This is a genomic window from Kushneria sp. EE4 (assembly GCF_977968315.1).
This window is the reverse complement of the sequence record NZ_OZ386212.1, coordinates 2,813,512-2,826,521: the sequence shown is the minus strand read 5'-3', so window position 1 is coordinate 2,826,521 and position 13,010 is coordinate 2,813,512. Positions and strand designations below refer to the sequence as shown.

The following is a 13,010-nucleotide window of genomic DNA, read 5'->3' as shown; positions in this document are numbered from 1 at the left end:
AAAACGCCCCGGCAGAACCGGGGCGTTTTTTGAGCGCGTGACCCGCGTTACGGGGTGAGCACGACCTTGCGGCAGTCATCCTGCTTTTCATCAAACAGGCGATAGCCTTCGGCGGCCTGATCGAGCTTCATGCGATGGCTGATGATCGCCTCGGGCTTGAGCCTGCCTTCCTCGACTGCCTTCATCAGGGTGGGCAGATAGTCATGCACATGCGTCTGGCCGCCTTTCATGGTCAGGCCCTTGTCGAAGAAATCGCCGATCAAAAAGCCATTCACGGCGCCGGCGTAGACGCCCGGAATGCTGATGCTGCCGCCGCGGCGCACGGCAGCCATGCACTGATGCAGGGCGATATCGCTGCTTTCGACCTCGAAGTTGTTCATGGGCGGCAGCGTCCCGCCATGGCCCTTGGCCTCATAACCCACGGCATCAATGACGGCGTCCACGCCGCGCCGGCCTTCGCTGAGCTGGATGATGGCCTCGGCCACGTCCTCGGTTTTGTCGAAATTGAGCGTCTCGACGCCGTAGGCCTTTTTCGCAAAATCGAGCCGATACGGCTGGTTGTCGACCATGATGATCTGCTCGGCGCCTTCCATGCGCGCACACGCCGCCGACATCAGACCCACCGGGCCGGCGCCGAAGATCGCCACGCTCGAGCCCTTCTTGATGCCGGCGTTGAGCACGGCCTGATAGCCGGTGGGCAGGATGTCCGACATGAACAGCACCTGCTCGTCATCAAGGCCTTCCGGGATGGCGTAGGGGCCGGCGTTGGCCTGCGGGACGCGCACGTACTCCGCCTGACCGCCGGGGATGCCGCCGTACATGTGCGAGAAGCCAAACAGCGCCGCCGGCGCCGGAATCGATTTCTTGTTCAGCGCCGCCCCCTCGTCGGGGTTGGTGGTCTCACAGGCGGCGTACAGCGAATGCTGGCAGAAAAAGCAGCTGCCACAGGCGATCACGAACGGCACGACCACGCGGTCGCCCTTCTTGACGCTGGTGACCGCGGAGCCTGCTTCTTCCACGATGCCCATGAACTCGTGACCAAAGATATCGCCGGGCTCGGTGGCCGGCATGGCGCCGCGATACAGGTGCAGATCGGAGCCGCAGATGGCGGTCGAGGTCACGCGCAGAACAATGTCGTCATCCTGCTGGAGTGTGGGCTCGGGTACGTTTTCAACGCGGACGTCGTTGCTGCCCTGATAAACCAGTGCCTTCATGATGTCTCCTCCGTGAAATCCCTGACCGGTCACACCCGGTCGGTAAGGTTGGCGAGGGCCGACTCCCTGCCGACCCGATCGTCAGCATAGAAAGCATAGCGATAGTCTGCTAACGATTTATTGACACGCGATGACCCCGCGCCGTTTTGAAAGCCGACGATGGCCAGGGTCGATGCCGGCAGGACGATCAAAAAGACAAGGGACGAGCGGTGAACGAGGCCCTGACATGACAACGGGCGCTCCCCGTGAGGAGAGCGCCCGTTGATGGCCGGTCGCGGTCTGTCTTTTGAGACTATGCCAGGGCGGCAAAGACAAAAAACAGCACCAAAACGATGGCCGCGACAATCACGATCAAAAGTCTTGGATCCTTCATGACGTGGCCTCCGGCCGTTGGCGCGAGCGTGGGTTACTCACTGTCGGCCTGAGAGTAGAGCACGCGGGTGCGCAGGGTGTGGTTGACCTCGCGCAGGGCATTGAGCGCCTGTTCACCGTAAGCCTTGTCGACATCGATGACCACGTAGCCGACCTCTTCATTGGTCTGCAGAAACTGCGCGGAGATGTTGATGCCTTCGTTGCCCAGCACGCGGTTGATCTCGGAGAGCACGCCCGGCACGTTGGCGTGAATGTGCAGCAGGCGGTGCTTGTCCGGGTGCGACGGCAGGGCGACTTCGGGGAAGTTGACCGAGGTGATGGTCGTGCCGTTGTCGGAGAAGGTGATGAGCTTTTCCGAGACTTCAACGCCGATGTTTTCCTGCGCCTCGACCGTGGAGCCGCCGATGTGTGGGGTCAGAATCACGTTGTCGAACTGGCGCAGCGGCGAGACGAACTCTTCGTCGTTGCCCTTCGGCTCGACCGGGAAGACGTCGATGGCCGCGCCCAGCAGCTTGCCGGACTCCAGCACTTCGGCCAGTGCCTCGATATCGACAACCTTGCCGCGCGAGGCGTTGATCAGATAGCTGCCCTGTTTCATCAGCGAAAGCTCGTCACGACCGATCATCCAGGTGGTCGAGCGGGTTTCCGGCACATGCAGGGTGACGATGTCGGCGCGCGCCATCAGCTCCTGAAGGCTGCCGACCTGGCGGGCGTTGCCCATGCCAAGCTTTGTGATGGTGTCGTAATAAATGACGTTGAGGCCCACCGACTCGGCCATGACCGACAGCTGGGCGCCGATGCTGCCGTAGCCGACGATGCCCAGCGTCTTGCCGCGCGCCTCGAACGAATCACTGGCCGATTTCAGCCAGCCGCCCTGATGCGCCCGGGCGTTTTTCTCGGGGATGCCGCGCAGCATCATGATGGACTCGGCCAGCACCAGCTCGGCCACCGAGCGGGTGTTGGAGTAGGGCGCATTGAACACCGGAATGCCGAGCTTGAGCGCGGCCGGCAGATCAACCTGGTTGGTGCCGATGCAGAAACAGCCGATGGCCACCAGGCGTTCGGCGGCGCTGAGCACACGTTCGTTCAATTGCGTGCGCGAGCGAATACCGATGAAATGGGCATCGCGGATCTTTTCGATCAGATCCTCTTCGCTCAGCGATGTCGTCAGACGCTCGATGTTGCTGTAACCGGCATTTTGAAAGTTGTCCACGGCGGACTGGTGGACGCCCTCGAGCAGCAGAACCTTGATCTTGCTCTTGTCCAGAGACGTTTTAGCCATGTGCGCATCAACCCTTTAATCGGCTGGCCTGAGGGAAAGTAGAAATGGGGATAGCGGGCGCGGCCCGGTATCGGCCGAAATCAATCGGGCATCACTGTGACAGCGCGCGGCTGCCCTGATGGCCCGGCTCGGCGGGGCGCTCATACTACCATGGTGGTACCCGTGGTGCATGACTGCCGGCGCGGCTGTCGTTGAAACGTCTTCGCGCAAGGGATGAATCCGGTGCATGTGACCCCGTCCGGGCACGGTCTGCGGGCTGTTTTGATCCGCGCCTCCGGCGGCGTCAAACGCGTAACGGATGTGTATACTTGCAGGCTGTCGGGGCATTACCGTCTATCGACGCCCTGATTTCAAGCCACGCATCGGCGCTTACAGGATGACGCATGACACAACGGCCCGAGTCCGCTCAGTCAAACGATCAAGGCGCTGCGTCGTCATCGACGCCCGCGGCGCAGACCCCGTCCGATTTTGCCGGTGCCCTGAGCTCGCTTGAAACCCTGGTCAGGCGTCTTGAATCAGGGGAGCTGAGTCTTGAGGCCTCGCTTGAGGATTTCGAGCAGGGCATCGCGCTGGTTCGTGACGCGCGCGCGCGGCTTGAGCAGGCCGAACTGCGGGTACAGCAGCTGCTGGAGCAGGGGGATGGGTCATTGATGCCATCGCCGCTGGACGACAAATCGCGGGAGAACAACGACGCATGATGGGTGAGACATGACGGTGGAGACGCCAGGCGTGGAAGTCGATGCGCTGATGACGACGCTGCGCGACAGGATCGAGGTGCAGCTGGGCGCGGTACTGGAAAATGCAGCACCCGCCCGGGCCGCCCGGCTTGAAGAGGCCATGCGCTACAGCGTGCTGGGCGGCGGTAAACGCCTGCGCGCCATTCTGGTCTACGCCGCCGGTCAGGCGCTGGCGGCCGAGGAGGAAGCGCTGGATGCGCCGGCCGTGGCCATCGAGCTGATTCACGCCTATTCGCTCGTTCACGACGATCTGCCCTGCATGGATGACGACGACCTGCGTCGCGGGCGCCCCACCTGCCATCGCGCCTATGATGAAGCCACCGCGCTGCTGGCCGGTGACGCCCTGCAGACGCTGGCCTTTGAAGTGCTGGCCGGGACGGGCCAGCCGCGGGCCGCCGAAATGGTCGCAACGCTTGCCCGCTGCGCCGGGCGCGCCGGCATGGCCGGCGGTCAGGCACTGGATCTGGACGCCGTGGGTCGACAGCTCGACGTCGAGGCGCTGATGGCCATTCACCATCACAAGACCGGTGCCCTGATCGAGGCGGCGCTGTCGCTGGGGGCGCTGGCCGCCCCCAGCGTGCAGCCGGTGCACCTCAAGGCGCTGAGCGACTACGCCCGGGCCATTGGTCTGGCCTTCCAGATTCAGGACGACATTCTGGATGTGACCGGCTCGACCGAGGTGCTGGGCAAGACCCAGGGGGCCGATGCCCTGCGCGACAAGCCGACCTATCCGGCGCTGCTGGGGCTTGAAAAGGCGCAGCAGCGCGCGCACGACCTGCTGGACCAGGCGCTGGCGGCACTGGCACCACTGGGCGAGCGCGGCGAGACGCTGGCGGCGCTGGCCCGCTACATGATCGAGCGCGATCACTGAAACGCCCCCGGCCGCGCGCCGGAGAGACACCCTTTGATGTCCCGGGGCATTACAGGACCAGGGACAGGATCCTGACAGGCCATTGAGGCGCTATGAAGCTGTTTGACGATATCCCTACAAAAAGACCGGCCACGCCGCTGCTCGATCGCATCGAAGCGCCCTCTGATCTGCGCAGTCTCGACGAGCAGCAGCTTTTGCGTCTGGCTGACGAGCTCAGGGCCTATCTGCTCTACAGTGTCGGCTGCACGGGCGGGCACTTCGGCGCAGGTCTCGGGGTCATCGAGCTGACCATTGCGCTGCATCAGCAGTACAACACCCCGCATGACCGGCTGGTCTGGGACGTGGGCCATCAGACCTATCCGCACAAGATCCTGACCGGCCGGCGCGAGTCCATGGACTCCATGCGCCGCTATCAGGGGCTGGCGGCCTTTCCGCGGCGCGAGGAGTCGCCCTACGACACCTTCGGCGTGGGCCACTCCAGCACCTCCATTTCGGCGGCACTGGGCATGGCACTGGCGGCGCGTACCCGCGGCGACAATCGGCGTGTGTGTGCCATCATCGGTGACGGCGCCCTGACCGCCGGTATGGCGTTCGAGGCGCTTGCCCATGCCGGCCATGTCGATGCCAACATGCTGGTGGTGCTCAACGACAACGAGATGTCGATCTCGGAAAACGTCGGCGGCATGGCCACCTATCTGGCGCGCATCCTCAACAGCGGCCCCTATGTGGCCGCGCGTGAGGGCAGCAAGCGGGTGCTGTCACACCTGCCCGGTGCGCTGGATATCGCCCGGCGCACCGAAGAGCACGTCAAGGGCATGCTCACCCCGGCCACCCTCTTTGAGGAGATGGGCTTTAACTATGTCGGCCCCATCGACGGTCACGACCTGCCGCTGTTGATTCGTACCCTGCGCGAGCTGAAAAATCGCAAGGGGCCGCAGTTTCTGCACATCGTTACCCGCAAGGGCAAGGGCTTTGAGCCGGCCGAAGGCGACCCGATCGGCTATCACGCCATCACCAAGCTCGAAAAGGACAAGGTCGAAGCGCCGCCGGTACCTGCGCCGAAGAAGTTCAAGTTCTGCAACGTCTTCGGTCAGTGGCTGTGCGATACCGCCGAACGCGATGCGCGCCTGATCGGCATTACGCCGGCCATGCGTGAAGGCTCCGACATGATTCGCTTCTCGAAGGAGTATCCGGAGCGCTACTACGATGTGGCGATCGCCGAACAGCACGCGGTGACGCTCGCCGCCGGCATGGCCTGTGAAGACGTCAAACCCGTGGTGGCGATCTACTCCACCTTTTTGCAGCGCGGCTATGACCAGCTGATTCACGATGTTGCCGTGCAGGGTCTGGATGTGACCTTTGCCATCGACCGGGCGGGTCTGGTCGGTGAGGACGGCTCGACCCATCACGGCACCATGGATCTCTCCTATCTGCGCTGCGTCCCCAACATGGTGATCATGGCGCCCAGCGACGAGCGCGAGTGCTATCGCATGCTGACCACCGCCTATCAATACGAGGGGCCGGCAGCGGTGCGCTATCCGCGCGGCACCGGCCCGGGCGTGGCCTTTGAGCCGGGTCTTGAACCGCTGGAGATCGGTCGTGCCGAGCTCAGACGCGAAGGGCAAAAGGGCGAGCAGGGTGTGGCACTGCTGGTGTTTGGCAGCCTGCTGACGCCAGCGCTCGAGGTGGCCGAGCGGCTGGATGCCACGGTTTACGACATGCGCTTTGTGAAGCCGCTGGACCGCGAAGCGGTGCTTGCCGCGGCAGAAGAGCATGGTCTGGTCGTCACACTTGAAGAGAACGTGATTGCCGGTGGCGCGGGCAGCGGCGTGGGCGAGCTGCTGGCGGCCTGCGACGTGCGCACCTCGCTTTTGCATCTGGGCATTCCCGATCATTTCATCGAGCACGGCACGCCCGGCGAGCTTTTGGCCGAGTGCGGGCTGGACGGCGAGGGCATCGAGGCGTCGATTCGCCGCCGTCTGGGTCGCTGACACCCTACATCAACCGGAAATAGAACCGTCTCATGCTGATTGTTACCCTGATTGCTGCTTTCATCGGCTACCTGATTGCCCGGCTGCCCGGGCTTTTGATCGGTGGCGTACTGGGCTATGTGCTGGTGCGCTGGCTGCGTGCCAAGCTGATCGGCAAGCTGGCCGAGCGCCAGACCCGCTTTCTCTCTGCCACCTTCTCGGTCATGGGCGCCATGAGCATGGCCAACGGCGAGGTGTCCGAGCGTCAGCGCCAGAGTGCCGAGGCGGTATTTGACCGGCTCAACCTCAACGACGCCCAGCGTGACAAGGCGCGTACCGACTTTGATCGCGGCCAGAAGGAGAGCTTCGATCTTGAGGCGGAGCTTGCCGGGCTGCGCCAGATCGTCGGCGCCCAGCGCGGGCTGTTGCAGGTCTTTTTCCAGGTGCAGCTCGTGGCGCTGGCCGCCGATGGCCAGGTCGAACAGAGCGAGCGTGACATGTTGATGCGGGTGGCGCGCGGGCTGGGCTGCTCACAGGAGGAGCTCTCGCGTCTGGAGGCGATGCTTAATGGCGCCGCCAATGCCGGCGGCACCCAGGAAAGTGTCCAGCCGCTGGAAGAAGCCTATCAGGTACTGGGCGTGTCATCGCAGGCCACGGATGCCGAGATCAAGCGCGCCTATCGCAAGCTCATGAGCCAGAACCATCCCGACAAGCTCGCCGGCAAGGGCATGCCTGACAGCATGCGGCGCATGGCCGAGCAGCGTACCAGCGAGATCAGCAACGCCTACGAGCGGATCACGCAGGCCCGCGACCAGGGCTGAGCCAGCGCCCGGCCCCGGTCGTATCCTGGCGGCTTTAACCGTCTATTCGGCGCTTTCCTGATGGCGGATATCGCGAAAGCGCTGCTCCATTTCACGGCGCAGCTCGCGCCGCCTCAGGCCTGATTCAAAGCGCTGTCGCTCGACGTCGTCGGCGGGCTCAAGCTGGCGCACCTCGACCGACCGGCCGTTATCATCGACCGCCACCATGGTGAAGTAGCAGCTGTTGGTGTGGCGGACCACGCCGGCGCGAATGTCTTCGGCGATCACCTTGATGCCGATCTCCATCGAGGAGCGTCCGGTGTAGTTGACCGAGCCCAGAAAGGTGACCAGTTCGCCGACGTGAATGGGCTGGCGAAACATCACCTGATCCACCGACAGCGTGACCACGTAGTGGCCGGCCCAGCGGCTGGCACAGGCGTAGGCCACCTCATCAAGGTATTTCAGCAGTGTGCCGCCGTGAACCTTGCCGGAAAAGTTGGCCATGTTCGGGGTCATCAGTACGGTCATGGTGATCTGGTGGCGCGGTGTGTCCATTCCCTCTCTCGCTTGTCGTCATGTTGTTGTGGTCAGGCTTCGGCCGTCGAGCATACCGCATCGGCATCGGCCAGCGGGCGCTATCGTCATGGCAAATCCTGGCCGGCGTGACTAGCATGGCATGCCGGCCGCGTATCGAGGCGCCGACACGTTATCCATTCACCAGGGGATTCCATGAAGGTTACCGAGGCAAGATTCGAGCAACCCACCGCACGCTATCTTTGGCTGTATGTGCTGATCGTGTGGGTGGGGCTCAATCTGCGTCCCTCGATTGCCGCCGTAGGGCCGCTGCTTGACCGGATTCAGGAGGAGCTGTCGGTAAGCTATGCCACGGCGTCGCTTCTGACCACGCTACCGTTCGTGGCCATGGGGCTGGCCTGCTTTCAGGGCATGCAGCTGATCCGGCGCTGGAACCGCCACCGTATCGTCATGGGCTCGCTGACCCTGATCGGGCTGGCCTCGCTGGTGCGTCTGCTGGGAGAAAGCTTTACGCTGCTGGCGATCTCGGCACTGACGATCGGCGCCGGGATTGCCCTGATTCAGGCGCTGATGCCGGCACTGATCAAGGTGACGCTGCCCAACACGGTCGAAACCGCCACCGGGCTTTATATCGGCGCGATCATCGGCGGCGGGGCGCTGGCCTCCGGCATGGCGCCCTGGCTTGCCTCGATGGGGGGCTGGCGACTGGGGCTGGCCGGCTGGGCCATTCTGGTGCCCGTGGCGCTGTGGCTGTGGTATCGCTTCGGCAGTCAGATGCTCACACCGGTGCCGCGCGAGCGCTCATCACGGGCCACGCCGCTGTCGCATATTCCGCGTGCCTGGACGCTGGCGCTGTTTTTCGGTTTCGGCACGGCCGGCTACGCCTGCGTCATGGCGTGGCTGCCGCCCTACTATCTGGCGCTGGGCTGGAGTGCCGGCGATGCCGGGCTGCTGCTGGGCTATGTGACGCTTTTGCAGGTGATCTCAAGCGTCGGCGCGCCCTTTCTGGTGCGCTATCGCCTGGACCGGCGCCGGGCGCTGTATCTGACGGTGGGCATGTCGCTGATCGGTTTTATCGGGCTGTGTGTTCGACCCGATGGCGTGGTCTTTGCCGCGCTCTGGGGCACACTGCTGGGGCTGGGCATCGGCGCGCTGTTTTCGCTGTCGGTGCTGGTGCCGATGGACCATCATCGTGATCCGGCCCGCGTGGGCGATCTGGCGGCCTTTGTGCAGGGCTACGGCTATCTGGTGGCGGCCGCGGCCACGCTGCTCTCCGGCATCGCGCGTGACATGCTCTCAAGCTTTACCACCGCCTGGGTGGCGCTGGCCGTGCTCTTTGCCGCCATGCTGGTGATGAGCTGGCGCTTCGATCCGAACTACTACCCGCGCCATATCGACTAGCTCCCGCCGACTCGACCGGGACGTTGCGCATCGAACGCCTGCCGGGCGTTCGATGCCGGCTCAGGGGTGTTCGCGGTCGACATCGCTTGCGGCCTCGAACTCATCGAGTGCCATCAAATGGCCGAGCTTGCCGGCCTTGGTCGACAGATACTGCTCGTTGTGAGCGTTGAGACCGGTGGTCAGCGGTACACGCTCGCTGATTTCGATGCCGGCGTTTTGCAGCGCGATGACCTTGCGCGGGTTGTTGGTCATCAGCCGCAGCCGCGAGATGCCAAGCTGTTCCAGCATCGGAATGCAGATGTCGTAGCGACGCATGTCGGCTTCAAAGCCCAGCGCTTCGTTGGCCTCGACCGTATCGGCCCCGCCATCCTGAAGATGATAGGCGCGAATCTTGTTCATGAGACCGATGCCACGACCTTCCTGACGCAGATACAGCAGTGCCCCGCGGCCTTCTTCGGCAATGCGCTTGAGCGCCACCTGAAGCTGATAGCCGCAGTCACAGCGCATCGAAAAAAGCGCATCGCCGGTCAGGCACTCGGAGTGCACCCGGCCAAGCACGGGTTCGCCATCGGCCACATCGCCCAGGGTCAGGACAACATGATCCTTGCCGGTCTCGTCATCCTCAAAGCCATGCATGGTAAACGTGGCCCAGGGCATGGGCAGACGAGAGCTGGCGATAAATCTGATCGTCACGGTAACCTCATGAATTGTTGGCAAGCCAGCGCGTGGCTCAAGAGGGGTATCCTGGCAGGGCAGGTGGCGTTTATCTATACGCACAGCGCGGTGGCCGAAGGATACCGGAGAAAAGGGTGCTACCTGTCATGTTGCACCATCATGGGCTCTCCTGCAGCAGGGCTGTGTGAGCTACAATGAAGCGACATTTTTCCGTCGGATGATCTTGCCTGCATGACTCTTGAAAATGATCGCTTTTTACGTGCGCTGGCGCGCCAGGACGTTGACCGCACGCCGGTCTGGATGATGCGCCAGGCCGGTCGCTACCTGCCTGAATACCTCAGGGTCCGCAAGCAGGCGGGCAGCTTCATGGATCTGTGCCGCAACCGCGACATGGCCTGTGAGGTGACCCTGCAGCCGCTGGAGCGCTTTGACCTGGATGCGGCCATTTTATTCTCCGACATCCTTACCATTCCCGATGCGATGGATCTGGGGCTTTATTTCGAGCCGGGCGAAGGGCCGATGTTCAAGCGCCCGGTCCGTGATGCGGCCGCCATCAACGCGCTCAAGGCGCCCGATGCCGAGCGCGATCTCGACTACGTCATGAACGCCGTATCCACGATCCGTCATGAGCTCAACGGTCGCGTACCGCTGATCGGCTTTTCGGGCAGCCCCTGGACGCTGGCCACCTACATGGTGGAAGGCGGTCCCAGCAAGGACTTCCGCCACGTCAAGGGTCTGCTCTACGGCGACCCGGCCGCGCTGCACCAGCTGCTGGATACGCTGGCCACGGCCGTGACCGACTACCTCAACGCCCAGATTCGCGCCGGCGCTCAGGCGGTGCAAATCTTTGACACCTGGGGCGGGGCGCTATCGACGCCGGCCTACAAGGCCTTTTCGCTGGCCTATATGGAAAGGATTGTGCGCGGGCTGATCCGTGAGCACGACGGCCGCCGCGTGCCGGTCATCGTCTTTACCAAAAACGGCGGTCAGTGGCTTGAAAGCATTGCCGACATCGGCGCCGACGGTGTCGGCCTGGACTGGACCACCGAGATGAGCAATGCCCGCGCCCGCGTGGGTGATAAAGTCGCGCTGCAGGGCAATCTCGACCCCTCGGCGCTGTTTGGCTCCCCGCAGGTGATTCGCGATGAGGTCGCGCGCATCCTGGAAAGCTATGGCCCGGGCAACGGTCACGTGTTCAATCTGGGCCACGGCATCTCCCAGTTCACGCCGATCGACAACGTCCAGGCCTTTATCGAGGCACTCCATGAACTCAGCCCCCAGTACCACCAAAGATAGCATCACCGCGGATGGCACCGCCGGCAGTCACCACGACGCGCCCCCCACCGATCCGGACTGGCCGGGTCAGCTGGTGGTCTTTGACGGTGACTGTCCGCTGTGCCGTCGCTCGGTGCATGCCATCGTGGCCCATGAAGCGCAGCCGATCACGGGTCTGGTGACCCTGCAGTCGTCGCTGGGCCATCAGCTGGGGGCGCATTTCGGCGAGGATGCCGACGATCTCGACAGCATGTGGCTGATCCGCGACGGCGCGCTTTTTCGCGACAGCGACGGGCTCTGGCGCACGGCGCAGTCGCTGAAGGCGCCCTGGTCGGCCGCGGCCGGCCTGCGCTGGCTGCCCGTACCGCTGCGCGATGGCGCCTATCAGCTGGTCGGGCGCTATCGCAAGCAACTGGCCAGCGACCCGGGGCTTGACGGCGTACAGGACAGAATCCTTACCACGCTGACCCCGGCGCAGTGTTCACATCTATCGATACCGACCACGCTGGCCGACGACTGACGCTCGGCAGGCGCGGTCATGGTGCAGCGGTGTGTCGCAGGGCGCCATAATGGGCCGTATGGCCACTCTGACAGGCCGGGCGCTTTGCCATCGAGTGCCCGCCCCCGCTTTCTCTTTTCTTTCCAAAACAGCGCCCCGGCGCTGTTTTTTTATATCCTGGAACGCTCCTTGCAATAGCGTCATGGACGTCACTGGCACGCGCCATGACGTCGCCTCATTCAACAACCCGGAGTGTTGCAATGAACATGACAATAAAAAAGCCGTGGATGTGGACCGCTACGGCAGGACTGGCACTGGCCGCCACGCTGGGTTCGTCGACGATTCTTGGTGCCACGCTTGATGATGTAAAAAGCCGCGGCGAGCTGCGCTGCGGGGTCAGCGATGGGCTGGCCGGGTTTTCCTCGCCCAACGCCCAGGGGCAGTGGCAGGGCATCGATGTGGAGGTCTGCCGCGCGGTGGCCGCGGCCGTGTTCGGTGACCCCGACAAGGTGAGTTTTGCACCGCTCACCGCCAAGGAGCGTTTTACCGCGCTGCAGTCCGGCGAGGTGGATGTGCTGTCGCGCAATACCACCTGGACGGCCTCGCGGGATAACTCGATGGGGCTGACCTTTGCCGGCGTCACCTTTTATGACGGTCAGGGCATGATGGTGCGCCGGGATCTGGGCATCTCCAGTGCCACAGAGCTTGATGGCGCCTCGGTCTGCGTGGCCGCCGGCACCACCACGGAGCTCAATCTGGCCGACTATTTCCGTGCCAACGACATGGACTACAACGCCGTCAGCTTTGATGAGTCCGATCAGACCGCGGCGGGCTTTGATAGCGGGCGCTGCGACGTGCTGACCTCGGATGCCTCCCAGCTGGCGGCCCTGCGTCTGCAGCTTTCCGAGCCGGACAGCGTGGTCATCCTGCCCGAGCGCATCTCCAAGGAGCCGCTGGGGCCGGTGGTGCGCCAGGGCGATGAGCAGTGGATGAAGGTGGTGCGCTGGACGCTCTACGCCATGCTCAATGCCGAGGAGTCCGGCATCACTCGCGACAATATCGACGAGATGCGTGACAGCCCCGAAACCCCCGATGACGCCCGCCTGCTGGGCAGTGACGGCAACTTTGGCGAGCAGCTGGGGCTGTCCAGCGACTGGGTCTACAACATCATCAGTCAGGTCGGCAACTACGGCGAAATCTTTGAGCGCAATGTCGGCATGGACTCTCCGCTCGAGCTTGAGCGCGGCGACAACGCGCTGTGGTGCGATGGCGGGCTGCAGTACGGTATGCCGGTGCGATAAGGCGTTTGATCACGCGCGCCATCCGGCGCGTGCTGTCCTTGATGCATGGCCGGTCGCAGGGGCCGGCCATATCGCTTGT

12 protein-coding genes are annotated in these 13,010 nt (G+C 63.6%); 8 read left to right on the top strand and 4 right to left on the bottom strand.

All coding sequences use genetic code 11. The features are described from left to right. Positions 1-47: 47 nt before the first annotated feature. The gene (locus tag ACXMYO_RS12825; protein ID WP_438765161.1) at positions 48-1,214 is read right to left on the bottom strand and encodes an alcohol dehydrogenase catalytic domain-containing protein; all 1,167 of its coding nucleotides are present in this window, start codon (positions 1,212-1,214) and stop codon (positions 48-50) included. A gap of 406 nt (positions 1,215-1,620) precedes the next feature. Continuing rightward, the gene (serA, locus tag ACXMYO_RS12820; RefSeq protein ID WP_438765160.1) at positions 1,621-2,868 is read right to left on the bottom strand and encodes a phosphoglycerate dehydrogenase; all 1,248 of its coding nucleotides are present in this window, start codon (positions 2,866-2,868) and stop codon (positions 1,621-1,623) included. Positions 2,869-3,251: 383 nt separating this feature from the next. Between serA and ACXMYO_RS12815 the strand changes: the two genes are divergently transcribed. The 4 genes from ACXMYO_RS12815 (at position 3,252) to djlA (ending at position 7,267) form a co-directional block, all read left to right on the top strand. Further along, positions 3,252-3,566, top strand: coding sequence for an exodeoxyribonuclease VII small subunit (locus tag ACXMYO_RS12815; protein WP_457809001.1), 315 nt, complete (start codon positions 3,252-3,254; stop codon positions 3,564-3,566). Positions 3,567-3,576: 10 nt separating this feature from the next. Next, complete coding sequence (gene ispA, locus ACXMYO_RS12810) at positions 3,577-4,476, top strand: (2E,6E)-farnesyl diphosphate synthase (RefSeq protein ID WP_438765157.1); 900 nt, start codon at positions 3,577-3,579, stop codon at positions 4,474-4,476. A gap of 92 nt (positions 4,477-4,568) precedes the next feature. After that, on the top strand, positions 4,569-6,467 hold the full coding sequence (dxs, locus tag ACXMYO_RS12805; protein WP_438765156.1) for a 1-deoxy-D-xylulose-5-phosphate synthase: 1,899 nt from the start codon (positions 4,569-4,571) through the stop codon (positions 6,465-6,467). A gap of 32 nt (positions 6,468-6,499) precedes the next feature. Next, entirely contained in the window at positions 6,500-7,267 is a 768-nt protein-coding gene (gene djlA, locus ACXMYO_RS12800; protein WP_438765155.1) for a co-chaperone DjlA, read from the top strand. Between the two features lie 42 nt (positions 7,268-7,309). Here djlA and ACXMYO_RS12795 read toward each other — a convergent pair whose 3' ends face one another. After that, the gene (locus tag ACXMYO_RS12795) at positions 7,310-7,801 is read right to left on the bottom strand and encodes a hotdog domain-containing protein (RefSeq protein WP_438765154.1); all 492 of its coding nucleotides are present in this window, start codon (positions 7,799-7,801) and stop codon (positions 7,310-7,312) included. A gap of 174 nt (positions 7,802-7,975) precedes the next feature. On the opposite strand from ACXMYO_RS12795, the gene ACXMYO_RS12790 reads away from it, so the two are divergent. Next, positions 7,976-9,181, top strand: a complete 1,206-nt coding sequence (locus tag ACXMYO_RS12790) for an MFS transporter (RefSeq protein ID WP_457809000.1) — start codon at positions 7,976-7,978, stop codon at positions 9,179-9,181. A gap of 60 nt (positions 9,182-9,241) precedes the next feature. Here ACXMYO_RS12790 and ribA read toward each other — a convergent pair whose 3' ends face one another. Further along, the gene (gene ribA, locus ACXMYO_RS12785) at positions 9,242-9,874 is read right to left on the bottom strand and encodes a GTP cyclohydrolase II (RefSeq protein WP_457808999.1); all 633 of its coding nucleotides are present in this window, start codon (positions 9,872-9,874) and stop codon (positions 9,242-9,244) included. Positions 9,875-10,087: 213 nt separating this feature from the next. On the opposite strand from ribA, the gene hemE reads away from it, so the two are divergent. The 3 genes from hemE (at position 10,088) to ACXMYO_RS12770 (ending at position 12,931) form a co-directional block, all read left to right on the top strand. After that, positions 10,088-11,152, top strand: a complete 1,065-nt coding sequence (gene hemE, locus ACXMYO_RS12780; protein ID WP_438765151.1) for a uroporphyrinogen decarboxylase — start codon at positions 10,088-10,090, stop codon at positions 11,150-11,152. Then, complete coding sequence (locus ACXMYO_RS12775) at positions 11,121-11,651, top strand: thiol-disulfide oxidoreductase DCC family protein (protein ID WP_457808998.1); 531 nt, start codon at positions 11,121-11,123, stop codon at positions 11,649-11,651. The genes hemE and ACXMYO_RS12775 overlap by 32 nt, the downstream gene beginning before the upstream one ends. Before the next feature lie 245 nt (positions 11,652-11,896). After that, a complete protein-coding gene (locus ACXMYO_RS12770) occupies positions 11,897-12,931 on the top strand; it encodes an amino acid ABC transporter substrate-binding protein (RefSeq protein WP_457809490.1) in 1,035 nt (344 codons plus the stop codon). Positions 12,932-13,010 lie beyond the last annotated feature (79 nt).